Annotated in this window: 13 protein-coding genes and 1 tRNA gene; 7 read left to right on the forward strand and 7 right to left on the reverse strand. The window is 39.9% G+C overall.

Annotated elements, in window-relative coordinates; genetic code table 11:
* The first annotated feature begins 370 nt into the window (after positions 1–370).
* Complete coding sequence (locus L0657_RS00360; RefSeq protein ID WP_235148338.1) at positions 371–5,752, forward strand: S8 family serine peptidase; 5,382 nt, start codon at positions 371–373, stop codon at positions 5,750–5,752.
* A 108-nt stretch (positions 5,753–5,860) separates the two neighbouring features.
* Here L0657_RS00360 and L0657_RS00365 read toward each other — a convergent pair whose 3' ends face one another.
* Positions 5,861–7,246 carry an MATE family efflux transporter gene (locus tag L0657_RS00365; protein ID WP_235148339.1) on the reverse strand — a complete coding sequence of 462 codons (1,386 nt, stop codon included), beginning with the start codon at positions 7,244–7,246 and terminating at the stop codon, positions 5,861–5,863.
* Between the two features lie 333 nt (positions 7,247–7,579).
* Between L0657_RS00365 and hflX the strand changes: the two genes are divergently transcribed.
* The 4 genes from hflX to L0657_RS00385 all read left to right on the forward strand — a co-directional run bounded on the left by hflX (position 7,580) and on the right by L0657_RS00385 (position 11,063).
* Positions 7,580–8,830, forward strand: a complete 1,251-nt coding sequence (gene hflX / locus L0657_RS00370) for a GTPase HflX (protein ID WP_235148340.1) — start codon at positions 7,580–7,582, stop codon at positions 8,828–8,830.
* Between the two features lie 79 nt (positions 8,831–8,909).
* Positions 8,910–8,981, forward strand: a tRNA-Arg gene (locus tag L0657_RS00375).
* A 187-nt stretch (positions 8,982–9,168) separates the two neighbouring features.
* Positions 9,169–9,987, forward strand: coding sequence for a hypothetical protein (locus L0657_RS00380; protein ID WP_235148341.1), 819 nt, complete (start codon positions 9,169–9,171; stop codon positions 9,985–9,987).
* A 509-nt stretch (positions 9,988–10,496) separates the two neighbouring features.
* On the forward strand, positions 10,497–11,063 hold the full coding sequence (locus L0657_RS00385; RefSeq protein WP_235148342.1) for a hypothetical protein: 567 nt from the start codon (positions 10,497–10,499) through the stop codon (positions 11,061–11,063).
* Between the two features lie 19 nt (positions 11,064–11,082).
* Here the strand turns inward: L0657_RS00385 and L0657_RS00390 are convergent, their stop codons facing one another.
* Together L0657_RS00390 and L0657_RS00395 are read right to left on the reverse strand one after the other, a co-directional pair.
* Entirely contained in the window at positions 11,083–11,442 is a 360-nt protein-coding gene (locus L0657_RS00390) for a hypothetical protein (protein WP_235148343.1), read from the reverse strand.
* Between the two features lie 56 nt (positions 11,443–11,498).
* Positions 11,499–11,906 (reverse strand): hypothetical protein, encoded by a 408-nt coding sequence (locus tag L0657_RS00395; protein ID WP_235148344.1) that lies wholly within the window; start codon positions 11,904–11,906, stop codon positions 11,499–11,501.
* A 184-nt stretch (positions 11,907–12,090) separates the two neighbouring features.
* Here L0657_RS00395 and L0657_RS00400 point away from each other — a divergent pair, with 184 nt between their 5' ends.
* On the forward strand, positions 12,091–12,804 hold the full coding sequence (locus L0657_RS00400; protein ID WP_235148345.1) for a YqjF family protein: 714 nt from the start codon (positions 12,091–12,093) through the stop codon (positions 12,802–12,804).
* 36 nt (positions 12,805–12,840) lie between these two features.
* On the opposite strand, the gene L0657_RS00405 is transcribed toward L0657_RS00400, so the two are convergent.
* The 3 genes from L0657_RS00405 to L0657_RS00415 form a co-directional block, all read right to left on the reverse strand.
* Positions 12,841–13,266 (reverse strand): hypothetical protein, encoded by a 426-nt coding sequence (locus L0657_RS00405; protein ID WP_235148346.1) that lies wholly within the window; start codon positions 13,264–13,266, stop codon positions 12,841–12,843.
* 461 nt (positions 13,267–13,727) lie between these two features.
* Positions 13,728–14,420 (reverse strand): DUF2461 domain-containing protein, encoded by a 693-nt coding sequence (locus L0657_RS00410; RefSeq protein ID WP_235148347.1) that lies wholly within the window; start codon positions 14,418–14,420, stop codon positions 13,728–13,730.
* A gap of 10 nt (positions 14,421–14,430) precedes the next feature.
* Complete coding sequence (locus L0657_RS00415; protein WP_235148348.1) at positions 14,431–15,330, reverse strand: EamA family transporter; 900 nt, start codon at positions 15,328–15,330, stop codon at positions 14,431–14,433.
* Between the two features lie 291 nt (positions 15,331–15,621).
* Between L0657_RS00415 and L0657_RS00420 the strand changes: the two genes are divergently transcribed.
* A complete protein-coding gene (locus L0657_RS00420) occupies positions 15,622–16,815 on the forward strand; it encodes a L,D-transpeptidase family protein (RefSeq protein ID WP_235148349.1) in 1,194 nt (397 codons plus the stop codon).
* On the opposite strand, the gene L0657_RS00425 is transcribed toward L0657_RS00420, so the two are convergent.
* Positions 16,773–17,558 carry a murein L,D-transpeptidase catalytic domain family protein gene (locus L0657_RS00425; RefSeq protein ID WP_235148350.1) on the reverse strand — a complete coding sequence of 262 codons (786 nt, stop codon included), beginning with the start codon at positions 17,556–17,558 and terminating at the stop codon, positions 16,773–16,775. The genes L0657_RS00420 and L0657_RS00425 overlap by 43 nt on opposite strands.
* Between the last annotated feature and the right edge of the window lie 289 nt (positions 17,559–17,847).

A 17,847-nucleotide genomic window follows, 5' to 3' on the forward strand; every position in this document is an offset into this window, starting at 1 on the left:
CTTTTTTACGGTTTTTTTTACCGTATAATAAATTCGTTGTCATTATTCAAAGATAACTGTTTTAGTCGCGCATTTAGTTTCCTGACGGAAAGTATGGATTGCAGAGAATGCACGCTGTTTTGCTCTCAATGCGATAAATGTCTACAAATCTTTCTAGTGTCGTGTCGAAGTGATTCTAGGTCCTCTCGCTTGATTTTGTACTAATTTCGTAAAGTAGGAAAATTAACAAATAGAAAATTTTTGACGCCTAAAAAGCGCGTCATGAGACACTATTTTACTTTCCTAACAAATAATTCAAGATTCAATTTGACACCGAAAAAAATTCATAAACCTAAAATAATACCATCCCAAGCTATCCTTCTCGCAAGTCATGTATGATAATAAATTTTACGCATATTTTCTTCTACTTTTCATTTTTATTATCGGGCCGGATGCCATTGGTCAGAACAGTCCCGACTATAAATTATACCTCAAAACAGGTACAATTGTTCCAGATAAGAACGTTACAAAAAATGTTGGTAAATCAGGATTAAAAGTCTCCGGCCAGGGCCAGAAGTCGCTCGTTATATTACAATTTGAAAAACTGCCGGATGAGTTTCAGCGCGCTGAACTTAGGCAGGCAGGCATTGAGCTGCTCGACTATATACCTGATAATGCGTATATGGCTACCGTTAAAGATGGGGTCGACTATGCTTTACTTTCAAGAGTTCGGGCAATATCAATCTTATCTTTGAGCCCAGAGCAGAAGATGCAGGCGGCCTTAGCCAATGGTAACTTTCCAAAACATGCAGAAAAAGTTTCCGGTCAGCTGGATGTCTGGATGAATTTTCCAAAGTCTTATTCGTTCGACGAGGTAAAAAAAGAATTGGACAAAAGTAAGATCCAAATCATCTCTGATAATCTTAAAGCCTATCAGATTATCGAAGTTCGTGTTGCAAAAAGCTTTTTAAAAGAACTTGCCAGTTTGCCATTCGTACAATATATACAGGCAATTCCGGGAGAAGAAAAACCTTCTAATTTTAGAAGTATAACAAACTCGCGTGCAAATATTCTTCAAACTGCGTCACCTGTTGGTTTCAATTTACATGGTGAGGGGGTAACGATCGGGATTGGTGATAATGCAGATCCCCAGCAGCACATTGATTTTAAAGGTCGGCTGATCAATCATTCCGGTATCAAAGGAAATTCGCACGGCTTACACATTATGGGTACCGTAGCGGGTGCCGGAATTGTTGATGAAAGATATAAGGGATACGCACCAAAATCCAGAATTATCTCACAGATCAACAGCAATATCTGGGCCAACGCGGCCATGTACGTGAGGGATTATGGGATGGTAATTACCAACAATTCCTATGGCGTTGACGCTGGGTCTTGCAGTGATTTTGGCGATTATAATTTAACGTCCAAGGTTTTGGATCAGCAGGCTTTCGATTTTCCTTATCTCCAGCATGTTTTCGCAGCAGGAAACAGCGGGCAGGTAAGTATGTGTGTTGGAATGCCTTCCGGTTTTGGTAATGTGTTAGGAGGATATACTGCCGCAAAAAATGTGATCACGGTCGGTAATACTTATGATACCGGAATTCTAAACAGTTCTTCAAGTAAAGGCCCAACAAAAGATGGCAGGATCAAACCTGACTTGACAGCTACCGGTTCTGCGGTCACATCCACCACGCCGACAGATCAATATGGAATTGGAAGCGGAACGAGTATGGCCACTGCATCTGTATCCGGCGGACTTGTATTAATGTATCAGAGATACCGCCAGCTGCATAATGGAGATAATCCTCAGAATGCACTCATGAAGGCACTTTTATGCAACGGAGCGATTGACCAGGGTTTGGCAGGGCCGGATTATGGAAATGGTTTTGGTGGGTTGAATTTGCTGCGTTCGTTGCAAATGCTTAACCAGAATAGTTACCTGGAAAGCCAGATTTCTAATGGTGCAGTAAACCAGCATGCTATAAAAGTACCGGCAAATACTGCGCAGCTGAAGATTATGCTGTACTGGAACGATCCGGCTCCTTCGGTTTTAAGCGGTAAGGCTTTGGTAAATAATCTGGATCTGCGCGTGGTTTCACCAGAATCACCTGAGTTGCTTCCACAATTATCAGACCCTAAAAACATTTTATCGCCGGCTGGAAATGGAGCTGACGATACAAATAATATGGAGCAAATTGTTATCGACAATCCGGGCGCTGGCGATTATAACATTTTTATTAATGGGACGACCGTCACTCAGGGTAACCAGAAATATGTCGTTGTTTATGATAATATTCCCGTTTCCACCACCCTGACTTATCCCGTTGGACAGGAACGTTTGGTAAAAGGAGAAGATCTTTATATCAGCTGGGATGCATATGGAAACAATACCAAGACTTTTAAAATAGAATATTCCTTAAATAACGGAAGCTCGTGGACTTCTATTAATGATGCTGTAAGTGCCGATCTGCGACAGTTGAAATGGACTTTGCCCGCAGCCGCTACGGGTGAAGCGAAAATTAGGATTAAACAAAATGATACTGCAATTGTAAGTGAAAGTGCTCCGTTTACCATTTTGGGCTTGCCGGCCGTATCCTTATCTCCGTCACAGTGTGAAGGATATATCGCCATTCAATGGCCAGCTGTTGATGGGGCTTCAGAATATGAGGTGATGACGCTTCAAGGTCAGGAAATGTCGCGTCTGGCTACCATGAGGAACACCAGTTATACATTATCCGGTTTGTCAAAAGATTCCACTTATTATGTGTCTGTCAGAGCGATCATTAACGGTCATCCCGGCAGACGTAGTACTGCGATCATAAGGACGCCAAATCAGGGAAATTGTGCTGCAAATATCTCCGACAACGATCTGGAAATTGAAACCATAATCTCCCCGGCTCAGTCTGGCCGAGTGCATACTTCTTTGGAGCTATCATCCTCACATCCAGTTACGATTCGTATAAAAAATCTTGACGACCAGGTTTCAGATCAGGATATTCAGGTTGGATATTCTATCGGAGATGACAATAGCGTTATTCTTTGGGAAACGATCAAACCTTCCATCCAGGCAGGCGCTTCCTATGATCATACTTTCGCGACTACTGCAAATCTGGCAAATGTTGGTTCATACCGTTTTCGGGTTTTTGTTAAAAAAGCAGGTGATCCTGTTGAAGGAAATAATTCGATCACACAGGTTTTCAAACAACTTGATAACACACCGCTAAGTCTTCCGTTTTTAGAACAATTTGAAAATTATCCTGTCCAACAAGCAACTGCCCGGCAGGTCGGTTTGGATGGCGGTGACCGTTTTGACCTGACTGCTTCAACCAATTTCGGACGACTTCGCACCTATGTCGGTTCTGATATGGCTTACTCAGGAAACCGAGCTCTGACATTGGATGTACTTAAAAACGTGACTGTTGGGAACGTGAATTATCTGGTTGGGACCTTTAATCTGGCACAATATAATCCCGCAACTGACGATTTGCGCTTGTCTTTCTGGTTTAATAATCACGGACAGTATCACAATGAAAATGATAAGGTTTGGATTCGGGGAAAAGATACTGATCCCTGGATTGAAGCTGACAACCTTTACGTTTATCATAGTTCACCAGGCGAAGGATACAAACGTGCGATTATTCAATTGAGTAAAATTCTTACTACGAATAACAAAAGTTTTTCTGAAAGTTTCCAGATCCGTTGGGGTCAATATGGTGAAAGGGTGACGGCAAATCAGTATGGTGGAGCAGGTTATAGTTTTGATGATATTCAGATAACAAGAGAATCAAACGATATTGAATTAACGAGGATCATACCTCCTGTTTCTAATAATCTGGTTTATAATAATCAGAGAGTAAGTGTAATTGTTAGAAATAATTCTGTTGGTGATGTTTATGATATTCCTGTGAAGATGCAGATTAACAATGGGGTAGTGGTCAGACAAAATATTTCGTATATCAGAGGTGAATCGTCTACAACCTATCAATTCCCGGATATCATTAATTTTGCATCCACTGGCATTTACTCTATCAAAGTTTGGACGGAAAAAGATTGGGATTCAAAACCGGAAAATAATTTGGCGCAATTCGATATTGTCAGCTCACCCGTCATATCTTCTTTTCCATATTTACAAAACTTTGAAACAGAAGCTGGAAACTGGCAAAGTGTGGGTGAAAACAGTTCCTGGGCCTATGGAAATCCTCAGTCCGAAAAGATCAACAAAGCAGCAAGTGGAACGAAAGCCTGGAAAACGAATTTAACGGGGTCGTATAACTCTTCGGAAAAATCCTTTTTGTATTCACCTGGCTTCGCAGTTGAAGGCATGGCTCAGCCGACGCTAAGTTTTAGTCTTGCTATTGATTTGAAAAAATGTCCCGATAAACTTTGTGATTTTGCGTATGTAGAATATTCAACCGACGGAAATATCTGGACTAAATTAGGATCATCTGGTACTGGCACAAATTGGTATAACGTCAAGTCCGATTCAGATCTGTGGAGTGTGGAGGATTATACAAGATGGCACGTGAGCACCGCAGCAATTCCGACTGGCCTGAAAAATGTTCGTTTCCGTTTTGCTTTACGCAGCGACGAAAATGATAACAGAGAAGGAATAGCTATTGACGATGTGCATGTATACGATCTGGTTAATCAAATTTATTCTTCCGGACCACAATCTTCATCGGTTTCAAAAACGGAGGTAAGTGGAACGAACTGGATCAATTTTACGGAAAATAACAAGATAATTGCTTCCATTCAGCCTAACCAGGATCTGGGAAAAACGGTTGTGCAGACTTATCTGAATCAAGGAACCGTGCGGAATAACAATGGTCAATATTACCATGATCGAAATTTTACGATTAAATCCGAGAGTTCTTCTTTTTCAGAATTTGCAGTAATCCGGCTTTATTTTTCTGATACGGAAACAGAAAGATTGATTGCTGCGACGGGATGTGCGGGGTGTGCAAAACCTGCATCCGCTTATGAGCTGGCAATCTCGAAATACAGCGACTTTCAGAAAGAACTGGAAGACGGCAATATTTCTAATAATGCCACTGGCAGCTGGTCGTTATTGGCTGCGACGGATATCGTAAAAGTGCCCTACGACGACGGATATTATCTCGAATTTAAAACAAAAAGTTTGTCAGAATTCTGGTTTTCAAAAGGTGGTCTTCAATCTTCAATTCCTTTGCCTGTCGAATTAACCAGGTTTACGGCTAAAAAAATAGATCCCACAGACGGTTATAACAGCGTTTTGCTGGAATGGGCAACAGCCTCGGAGAAAAATTTCAGTCATTTTGAAATTGAAATGGCTTCCGGTGAAACGGACCTGCATAAGAATTTATTTGCAAAAATCGGCGAGGTTGACGGTAAGGTAAATTCTTCTTCAACGACGAGATATCAGTTTGCAGACCAGCAGATCTCAGGTTTTGCGACGCGTTATTATCGGTTGAAAATGGTTGATACGGATGAGACATTTACTTACTCGGCCATTCGTTCTGTGACGTTTTCAGATCAAGCGGCATGGAAAGTATATCCTAACCCATCAAACGGAGTATTTAATGTAGATTTTCAGGCAGACAAAAATAATCCGGTGAATGTTACTGTGATCGATATCAGCGGGAGAGTTCTGGAAAAACGGACGGTACCTTCCTCCGGTTCTCTACAAACGCAGCAAGTCAATATTTCGGGAGCTGCTGTGAAATCGGGTATATATTTTCTTGAAATAACATCCGGGCCACAGAAACAGGTTTTTAAGGTTTTGAAAGAATAACCTTCTTAAAATTTAACGCCAGCCTCTAATTATTCAGCCACAAATACACGAATTTTCATGAATCTGAAATCAGATATTAGTGAAAAATTCGTGCATTCGTGGCTGTTTTTAAACCTTCACAGTTTTCCAGTTTCCCTTTCTGAACTGCCATATACCTAACAAAGCTAGAAAGGATTCTGCAACCGGGACGGAGATAAATACGCCAATTGGTCCGAGATTAAATACAATCGCTAGCACATAGGCCAGCGGAATTTCGATCGCCCAGAAACAGATCAGGTTCAGTACTGTCGGAGTTTTGGTATCGCCGGCACCGTTCAGCGATTGAATCACCACCATACCGTAAGCGTAAAATCCATAACCCAGACATAAAACCCGCAAAGCTAATTTTCCGGTGTGGATCGCTTCAACATTCGGGCTGAACCAGCCGATGATATGTTCTGCGCCAATGAACATAAAAACAGAAAGTCCAACGAGAAAATAGAGATTATACGAAGCGCATTTCCATACTGAAAGCTCGGCGCGGTCTGGTTTTTGTGCACCCAGATTTTGTCCAACCAAAGTCGCAGCGGCGTTGGCAAGTCCCCACGCCGGTAAAAGGGTGAACATGATCACACGGATCGCAATGGTATATCCGGCAACGACATCACTACCAAATTCAGCAAGAATCCTGGTCAGGAAAATCCAGCTCGCGGAAGATATCAGAAATTGGACCGTACCGCCCGTGGCAACCTTGATCATGGCCTGAATCGTTTCCCGGTGCGGCCTCAAATCCCGTAAGACGAATGCCAATGCAGTATTGACCCTTGTAAGTGAATAAAGCTGATAACTTACACCGATGGAACGACCAAGTGCCGTGGCAATGGCTGCACCTGCCACGCCAAGTGCCGGAATAGGACCTAATCCAAAAATTAGTAGCGGCCCTAAAACCATATTAAAACAATTTGCGACGATGAGCGAACGCATCGCAGTAGCCGCAGCACCGGCCCCGCGCAATGCACCGCTTAACGAATAAAGCAATATGACAACCGGCGCGCTCAGAAACTGGATCTTTGCAAAAATTGTCCCCGTTTCGATTACTTTGGGATCGGCGCCCATGATGGCTAGAACGTCGCCGGCAAATACAAAACCAAGTACGGCAATAGGGAACGAGATGGCCAGTGAAATCAATACCACCTGTCCGATTGCGCGGCGTGCCTGGGCCGAATTTCCTTCACCAATTCGCCTGGCGACAGTCGCAGTGGCGGCAGTACTTAATCCGATCGCGATAGAATAAACGAGCGTAATTACGGATTCGGTAAGTCCGACGGTAGCGACTGCTTCAATACTTATTTTGGAAACAAAGAAAATATCTACAACGGCAAATAGCGATTCCATGACCATTTCCATGATCATCGGTACGGATAAAAGAAAAATTGCCCGGTTGATACTTCCGTCGGTAAAACTTTCTTCAGAACCGCGCAGGGCCTGACGAAGTAGTTGAAACCACTTTTTCATTGGTAAAAAATAAAGTCAGAGTATAATAATTTAGTGAACGCATTTTATCGAAATGCGTAACGAATATCCCGGAATCTGGGACTGGAAAAGACGGATTGGCTTAAAGTAAGCCGGAGACGAGCACCAACATAGGCTTTGAATATTTCGACAAAAATAAAAACTGTTTTTTAATATTCAAATAAAAAAATGGAATACCAACAGGTAAGTTGTAACTTCATCCCGGATGTGCCTGAACTTTTGACGGCAGTATTCCGTTTTCTAACTACCCTTTTTGTATAGAAAAAGGCTTGTTTCTTACTAAAAAGAGAAACCTGAACAATAACATATTATTGAATGATCGATAAAAGTAAATTATTCTCAACCGCTGTAAGACCTGAAACTGCAGTACTCGTAGCGGTGAGTACGCAAAAACAAACCAGTGCAAAAACCAAAGAATATCTGGACGAGCTCGCTTTTCTGGCGACGACTTTGGGTGTTGAAACCATTCAGAAATTCACTCAGAATCTGGAACGGGCTGATATAAAGACTTATGTAGGAAAAGGTAAACTTGAAGAAATAAATATATTCATTACTGCGAATCCGGTTGATATGGTCATTTTTGATGATGATCTTTCGCCTTCACAGGTACGTAACCTTGAAGTCATTTTTAAAGATATTAAGGTACTGGACAGAAGTCTCCTGATCCTTGATATTTTCGCGATGCGTGCGAAAACGGCACAGTCCAAATTACAGGTGGAGCTTGCACAATACCAATATATGTATCCACGGCTTACAAGACTTTGGACTCACTTAAGCCGCCAGTCTGGTGCTGGTGTCGGTATGCGCGGTCCGGGTGAAACCGAACTTGAAACGGATAGACGTATTGTAAAAGACAGGATTGCGTTTTTGCAGGAAAAGCTTGAAAAAGTGGACCGCCAGAGCATGACGCGCCGCAAAGAACGTGACCGTCTGGTACGTGTTGCCATTGTGGGTTATACCAACGTAGGAAAATCGACTTTGATGCAGAGCCTTTCGAAATCGGATGTTTTTGCAGAAAACAAGTTGTTTGCAACCGTGGATTCAACTGTTCGAAAAGTGAATATGGAAAATGTTCCGTTCTTGCTGACCGATACGGTAGGGTTTATCAGAAAATTGCCAACGACACTGATTGAATCTTTTAAGTCTACTTTGGATGAGGTTCGCGAAGCGGATATTCTGGTTCATGTTGTTGATATTTCGCATGAATCTTTTGAAGAGCATATTGAAGTTGTAAACAAAACGTTGGTGGATATCGGCGCGGCCGACAAGCCGACGATCCTGGTATTTAATAAAATTGATGTTTACAAGCCTGCGCCACAGGAAGAAACGTGGGAAGGTGAGGATGAGCCAGAGATGGAGGAAGTTACTCCGGAAAGCACTTTGAGCCAGTTGAAGAAAAGTTATCTTTCGCACAAAGCGGATCAGGTTGTCTTTATTTCAGCTGAGAAAAAGGAAAATATGGAAGAGTTGCGGAATACATTATTCTCGCTTGTGAAGGCAAAACACTTTGCGATCTATCCAAACTGGCTGGACCTGGGTTATTCTCCGGTACAATCCGAAGAATAAGCACTTGTAATTGAACCGGAATTTTTTCAATTTTGCACCCCGATTGGTATTCATAGGAATATGGATACCAATTTATTTTGACTGCGTAGTTCAACGGATAGAATAGGAGTTTCCTAAACTCTAGATATGGGTTCGATTCCCGTCGCGGTCACTTAGTTAAGTTGATGGATGTAAATATTTGATTTACATCCATTTTTTTTTGTGAAAATCATTAAGTTTTGGGGTTTGTTTTAATTCATAAATTCGAGGTCTGTGGAGACACAGACTAAGGAATGGGATAGGGTGGAAGTAAGAGATATGTAAAATGTTGTATTGTCTTTGGAATAGATTGATGAGAAATGATAAAACGAGCTGATAAGAGGAAGTTAAGTGACAATTGTTGTTTATGCCAAAACGAGCGCTCTACAAAGAAAAATTCTCACATTATTCCCAAATTTATGGGGAAAGTTCTTTTTGAGAATAATGATAAGCGTCAGATTTTTGGAGTAACTGCTAAAAACATTGACAAACCATTTATTTACCAAGACACTGCGAAGGAAGATTATATTTTTTGTCCATCTTGTGAATCTTATCTCTCGGTACTAGAGGGATATTTCGCCCAACAAATCCATAACTTAATTAAGAGTAATCGTGGCCCAGTTTATTTTGAGTCTTTATTTGATAACGTTGGTAGCCAATTCCTTAAAACAAAATTGGTTGAACCTAGGCTTGTTTACCTTTTGATCGATTCGATTTTATTCCGATGTCATATCGCTTCTATTTTTCCATTTGAAAGGTTTCTTATTGATAAAAATTTACTTGAAAAAATCAGATTGCAACTTCTTCGGTTCAAAGGAAATAATACAAATGAAATTTTTACGACCTTAAATCAAAATTCAGATTTTGAGTACAGGACATTCATGCTCGGAACGCCACTTAATTGGAGTGAAAGCGTTTCTGCCGCGCGAGTTAATGTAAATTCTAATACTAACCCAGTAATTATTCTAACCGGCTTCTATTTAATAATGATCCATTTAAATGAACAGAAGCCAAGAGAGCAAGTATATCTAAATAATGGCTTGACTGGGATCAAGATTACCTTAATGCCAGATTCGTTTTGGAACATGATTCCTGATACAATTCTGAGGCAACTCATAAAGCGCATTCCAAAAGTTTAAATATTCTTCAATAATTGAAGTATGGGATCTAGAAAGCAAGTGTTGGATTTCGCTAAGAGTTTCAAGATAAATATGAAGGGAGTTGGCTGGTGTCGGTAATGCCTATTTGTCTAGCAAACCGGCCTATTTACGAAAAAAATATCCTTCACATCTTTTTTTAAGCCTTTGCTATGTTTTGTTTGTAAAGTACAAAGATTAAACTTTCGCTAATAACGGTCATTTTGGGCACAACTTAAAATCGGAAAACAAGATTTACTCAGTGACGTTGGGGATTAACGGTTGATTATCAGGGATACCTAATTTTATGGTGACGATTTTATCGTCAAACCACAATTTTCGCGGTGTGGAATTATAACTATTTGGTTTACACATATACCGTATTTTAGGTTACATGCATCAATATATAATTTGGGCGAAAAGTTGTATATAATTTGTGAGCTAAAATTGCTTTCTACATTGACAACTTATGAACAGAATGCTATTTTTCGTTCGAAACCAACCCGAAACCCATGATCAAATACCTAGTTATTTTTAGTCTGACACTGCTCATAATTGGAACTGGATTTCAAATTTCGGAGCCAAATCCAACAAATTTCAGTTTTGCTGGGCAACAGTGGTATTTTCCTTCGACAGTTCAGGAAGCGGTAAAAAAGCATAAATTAAATTATAAGCCTCCGGGTTATTATTATCAAAAGAAAACTGATGATTTAGAAGTGGTTTTAGATTTCCATTATAAACCGGGAGATTTTTATAATGAGTACCAACCGAAGGAAATTTTATTTCCCAGGAAGCTCCACTCGTACATTTTTATTTTCGAAGAGCGAGCGGGAGTTTATGATTCTTTGCGCCTAAATCTGGAAAAAACTTTTAATAATAAGTTTCATCTGGTAAAGGGCATAAAAGATGCTCCCCTGGCAATTGAAAAGGAATTTGAGTTTGACTTTTTAACCGTGAGTCCAAACTTGACCATTGGAATAAAAAGAAGTCCTCCCGGCAGGGTAAAAAAGACAATTACTTTACGATTTATGTACAATCTTCCGATAAATAAGATGGGTGTCTATATGGGGAGTTATTAGGTTGCGGAAGCTTGAATCTTTATTTTTTTATTACAACATGAATCCCCCTCAACCACCTCCTCAAATTCCAATGCGTCAGACAAGCTCCCCCAGATGCAAACAGCACAACAAAGTACAAAACACTATTTTGCACCAACGTTTCGTAACCCAGCAAATAAGTCAAAACGATGAAACTCGTGAAAAGAACGGAACAGGCGAAGGCTTTTGAAAGTGCTCCAATGGGCGTGTCCCAGCGTTTGTTGTCAAGACCTTCAAGAGGTGGACTCTGTTCTACGGCACGTAATTTTTTTCCAAGCCATGCTGGAACAGTGCCTTTAATTACATGGTAAAAGTTGTAGCAAAGGTAAGTAAGGCTGAGAGCGAACAGGAAAGTATACATAACCAGGAGCGTTTTAAGTAGTTACTAAGTTATGAATATTTCGTGAATTAGTAAAATTATTTACCCGGATCTACGCACTCCATTAACTTTTTTCTAGTGATTTCTTTCGATCGAATTTCTTCCTGAATTCCTTTACAATCCGTAACGTATAATTTTTCCAGATCTCGATAAATAAAGTCAACCATCAGTTTTGGTTTTCCGATGTTAAAAGATTTAGCGCCTTTGTCGGGATATTCGCCAATCAGCGTGTCGAGTATTTCAGCGCCGTCAAATTCCAGGCATTTTAGTGTGAAATGGTTGCCTTCGCCATCCCAGTTGAGGTAAAGCAGATATGGGTAATGGTCAGTGATTTTGAAATAAAAGTTAAAACGCCGGTGCAGAGCAAAATAGCTCGAAAGTTGCAGTTCGTAAGATTCCGTAAAATGTGATTTTATCTCTTCTCTTAAATAATCTATGGCTTCCATTCTGTTGAGTTGTATTTTGTTCTGAGATTTTATCACTTAGACAAATATATCAATGATGATTTTAATATTCAACGAATTGCTGAGTAAAACATATTCTCCACTGATATAGTATTATTTTCATATCTTGCTTTTTGTATTATTCATTTACTCCAAAGTAATTTCAGGTTACGAATTCCATAACGTTATGACTGATTTTTTAAAAGCGAAGTGGGAAAATCTTGTGATGGCCAATTACAGTGTTCCGCCTGAGCTGTTATTACCTTACCTGCCAAAAGGCGTTGAGCTGGATTATTTTCAAGGCGAAACATTTGTCAGTCTGGTAGGATTCCTCTTTAAAGACACGCGTATTTTCAAAGTCCCGATTCCGTTCTTCGGCACTTTTGAGGAAGTGAACCTACGTTTTTATGTCGTTCGAAAGGAAGGAAATGAGATCAAACGGGGCGTCGTATTTATCAATGAAACGGTTCCCAGCAAAGTCGTGGCGTTGGTGGCGAACTATTTATACAAAGAGCATTACGTTTCTATTCCCACAAGACATCACTGGGAAATCAGCAGGGAAATTAAGAAAATTGAGTACGAGTGGAAGATCAATCAGGAGTGGAACCGGATTTATGTAGAAGCGTCGCCGGTGAGTTCTCCAATGAAACCCGACACGATCGAGGAATTTATTTTTGAACATTATTACGGATATACCAAAATTGATACAAATTCTGCGGAGGAATATAACATCCGGCATGGGCGCTGGAATGTGAGCGAAATAATAAATTACGAGATTACCTGCAATTTCGAGACGATGTATGGCAGCGACTTTGCGTTTCTAAAAAATAAAAAACCTGACTCGATCATGATCGCCGACGGCTCTCCGGTTTCTGTAAAATGGAAAAGAAATCGTTTTTAATTATTAAAATCCTGAATGGGAATTTGCCGGCGATCGTTAAAAAACTTCCGCCAGACCTGCAAATTCAATATAATCCGATTTGACAAAATCAATGATTGCCTCAATCTGACGTTTGTACATATTTTTTTGCTGCAATTTAGAAAACAGAATAACTACTGAATCGTCTTCGCTCAATTCGAGTTCTCTATCATAAGAAATGACGTCGTTATGTAGATCAAAAATCTGGAAATGAATCCTGAGCAATGCTGCTTTTGGCCACGCGGCAAGTGAACGGAAATTGATGGGTGCAAGAATGATATCTTCCGGTTTGTCAAACTTGAAAGCCAGAATCGGTACATCGCACATGGTATGCAGTTCGAAACGGAAATTATTAAAACTTACTTCCTCGCTGCTATTCGTACAAACTCTGACAATTATATTTTCTTTGTTTGGGATAATTTTAATGGTTTCAATGCTGATCATGTCGATTAAATTTTCCGTTTAGTAAAATAATATTTCTATATTATTGACAATAAGCAGTTAATAAATATTATGATATTTTTAGTATCAATTTAATTTACTAATCTGGTATCAATAATACCTGAATTTTTTCGAAAACACAAGCGTCGAATTCAAATCTTCGCAACTTATTTAATGGGGAAATTTACTTTCGTAGTTAACCAACTGGAATAAAACGCACTGCGTTTAAAAAGTGAATGAGCCGCGTAGTAATACGGCTCATTCACTTTTTCTCAAAAATATTTTGTCATTTTTGAAATTCTGTTGGCACTGCTTCGAGTACCCCAACATCCGAATCCTCAACGCCGGTTTCAACGCGCATGACAGCAAATACTCCCGGATGCATTTCCAGGACAGATCAAAAGCAGTAAATCAAGATTGTCTTCTAAATGATTGCCAAAATACAAGTTGATATCCTCAGGAATTCAAAGTGCCAGCCCGTCCTGGTCAGTCGATAATACTTCACTCATGTAATTAAAAAACGGTCGCATGTTCTTAAATGCTTCGCTTGCTGCTTTCAGGAATGACGAGCTGAGCACTTCTTCGTCAGAAAAGTTTTTGATCAACAGAAATTGTTTGTAACGAAGCAGATCCATGGCCTCGTCATTTTTATCAAAACCTTTTGGGGTGGTTTTAATTTGTTCGCCTTTCAGGCTTCCAAACGTATCAACGAAAGATTTACTGTTTAAAATTTTTCTTATCGGTGCTGGGTCAAAACTGAAATCTTCACGGATACGTTTTAAATCTTCCGGATTAGGTGCCTGGAAACCTCCCGCAACAAAACTATTTCCTGGCTGAATATGGAAATAATATCCACCTCTTAACTGTTTCGTCGCACGGGAAAAGCTTCCGCTCCAATTAATTTTATACGGGATTTTTTCCTTTGAAAAGCGCGTATCTCTATAAATTCGGTGCAGGCTTTTTTTGCCTGACAGTGTTTCTATCAGGTCAGTTTTGTTAAGTTCATCTAACAGCGCATCAGCGAAAATTTCGATATGCTTCTGTTCTTCCAAAAATTCATCTTTGCGGGCGTTAAACCAATCGCGGTTATTATTTTCTTTTAAAGATTTGAGAAAGTCAAGGCTGGATGCCGGGATTTTTATTTGCTGAGTGGACATGGAATGGCTATTAAGCTGTTTCAATATTTCTTGTTTTGAACAGATGATGTTTATTGAACAAAATAATGGCCAGTAAAATCAGTCCATAAGCCATAAATTGCAGCGCAGTGATTTCTTCTTTAAAATAAAAAACCGCAAACAGGAATCCGATTAAAGGATTGATATAAAGCAAAATACCCATTGTTGAAGAATTTACGCCTTGCAGGGCATACAAATTCATGAACAAAGGCATGATCGTAAAAACCACAGCAATCATGGCAATCATCATGTAAAAGAAAGACCCCGTTGGAACGGCGGCGCTGTATACTGGGTAAAAAGGAAGGAGAATCAAAGCAGAGAACAGGATTTGCAAAGTCAGTAAAATGAATTTATCAAAACCGAAGTTTTTACGCTGACTGACCAGATATAAGGCATAAGTTGAGGCGATGATCAAACTGTAAAGCAAGTCTGCCACATGGTTTATTGACAATAACATACAGCTGAAAGCGCTGATCGCAACGGCAATCCACTGCCAGCGACTGAGTTTTTCCTGCAAAATGAAGTAAGCCAAAACTGTCGTTAGGATAGGACAGACCAGATAGGCCAGTGCGCCTGCTTTCACACTGATATGGTTGACTGCATATATGAAAAAGAACCAGTTTGCCGTAAGCAATAGTCCGCCGGACAAGGCCAGGATAATGGCATGCTGTTTCTGTTTTCTGGTCAATTTTTTGAAGATCCCGATATTTTGCTTCAATACTTTTGTCCGAAAAACTAAACCTATGATCAGCATGATAACTGCGCAAAAGAAGACACGGTAAAAGAGTATATCAAGAGAAGCATAACCATGCAAAGCTTTCAGGGCGAGACTGAAAAATCCCCAGATTGTAAAAGAAGATAGCGCTGAAACGTAATATTTTGACAGATTCATTAGTCATGATTCATTGATACATAGAAAAAATAAAAGAGCCTGACGGGCTAATAAGTTCCGGATCGTTCATTGATTTTGGAAAGGTATTTTGATACTTGCGGAAAATTGTATGAATCCGTGAAGGTCGTGTTTATTTATTTCCCCATTTTTTTAAGGATAAGCACGTTCGTGTGAAATGGTAATATGTGTTAACTTGCTAATAAATAATAATTTAATTACAGGTTGAGCCGTTGTGGATGCCTAGCACACAATTTTATTATTGTAAACTGTACAAATCTTAGATTATCGAACATGCAATTATTTTCAGGCGTAACCCGAGCCAAATATTTTTCTCTGATCGTTCTTCTCTCTTTTTCTATTTTTCAATCATGTAAAAAAGATGCCGGGGAGATGAGCCGGGAAGAACTTTCGCAGGAATTGAGTAAGGAAAAGTATTATAGCAAGATGCTGGAATATGCTTCCAGTGCAGGTATCAAAACAGACAAATTTTCTTCTGAGGAATCTGCCCGTGTTTTTGCACTACTTGAAGAAGTCGGTTTTGGGCATAAGCCTGCTATCCGATATATTAATAAAAAAGTTGCCGCAGATACTACCATTTTAAGAAAAGCAGCGGAGGATATGCTAAATGGTACTGACGTTGCAATGGTGATGGAGTCTCTGGAACCGGAATATCCTGTTTATAGTAATCTCAAAAAACATTACACACGTCTGATTGCAGAAAACAAAAAGGACAGTGCCGCCATTGTCGCTGAATCTCTTAATGCATATCGCTGGATTCACCGCCAGGCGAATGGCGCTCCACGTATTGTGATGGTAAATATCCGTGGCGCATATCTGACAGGTATGGATGCAACGGGAAAGGACCTGATCACGATGAGAACCATTGCCGGAAAAAGGGATACGCCAACACCGACAATTGATACTTATGCTACCAGTATCGTGACCAATCCCTATTGGAACGTTCCAAAAAGTATTGCGATAAAAGAGATTTTTCCAAAAGCAGCGAAGGATGCTGAATATCTTGTAAGAAACAAAATTGAGATAATTAAAGGAAAAGGGGAAGTAGTTGACCCGGCTGATATCGATTGGGAAACAATGACTGCGGCAGAATTTCCTTATCGTTTTCGCCAGGAAACAGGCGGAGATAATTCACTCGGATTGCTGAAAGTTGAGATTAAAAACCCGCTGGCTATTTACCTGCATGATACCAATGCAAGATATTTGTTCGCCAGCGATCAGCGTTGGAGAAGTCACGGATGTGTGAGAGTTCAGCGTCCGACTGAGCTTGCCAATTTCATGGCAGGAGAACAATTACTTGAAAACGATTCTTTGGCCGAACCTGACACCGTTTCAATTCCTCCAAAATGGCACAAATTGAAAAAGCGAATTCCGGTATTTTTATTATACCTGGGAGCTGATTGCAATGAAAACGGCGATCTGCTTTATTTTGCAGATGTGTATAAAAGAGATGCACCAAGCGCCTGACCTTTTTCTTTCATAAGATTAAGGCCTGCCAACAAGGATGATTTTTTGAAATAATTCTGGTTTTGAGAGTATATAAATAGTCCCGCTCCGTTGTACATAAGCTGAATCAATTTTTTGTGATCAGCGATTGATACAGCGGGGCAACCTTGACTTCTTCCCAAACGACCTGTATTTTTAATAAAATCCTCGCTTACGTAGTCAGCACCGTGCATAACGATTGCACGTTCAAACGCACGGTCATTAATACCTTTTTCGACACCTTCCAGTCTTAATGAAAGGCCATGTTTGCCCTGATAAGTACCGAGCGTTTTATAAAATCCTAAACTCGACTGAAATGATGAATTATCGTTTGAGAAATTCTTCGCATACTCCTGACCCGAGTTTCTTCCATGTGCAACGAAGGTGTTCAGCACCAATTTCTTTTCCAGGAAATCAATTACATATAACCGCTTTTTGCAGGAAGACTGGCTGAAATCAGCAATAGCCAGAATATGTTTTCCAAGATTCATTTTTTTATAACCATACCACGCATATTGAAAGGCAGCTTCTGATAACCCCTTGTTTTTCAAGTCTAAGGAATCATAAACCGCCATCCATTCTGGTGTAGAAACAGAATCCTGACTGGCAGTTAAAGTATCAACTGAAAGAGTGTTGGTATGAAAAAGTGGAGTGATTTTTTGAAAGCCAAAGGAAACGCTAAGCGCAACAACCATTAATAAAACTACAACGTGTGCTTTTGTCATCTTGAATGCTTAAGGTTTTTAAATAAGATTCAGTAAAGAGGACCGGGTGTAAACTATTAATGTCAACGTAATTAGAGAAAAAAACTTGTGTTCCGGCGCCCCTTCTCTTTTTGTATCTGCGAGTTTAACTAACATCACTTGGATTAGAAATGGTTCCAATCGAAATTTCAAATGCTTGAAAGTCCGCCAATTATGGAGTATTCACCATAATTATTAAAATTTTTTAGGAAAAACAGTCGCTAATGAAATTTTAATACAGATATTTTCATCTTTTTGCGCATGTTTGTAT

The sequence above is a fragment of the Dyadobacter sp. CY345 genome, from assembly GCF_021502725.1.
Classification (GTDB): Bacteria; Bacteroidota; Bacteroidia; order Cytophagales; family Spirosomataceae; genus Dyadobacter.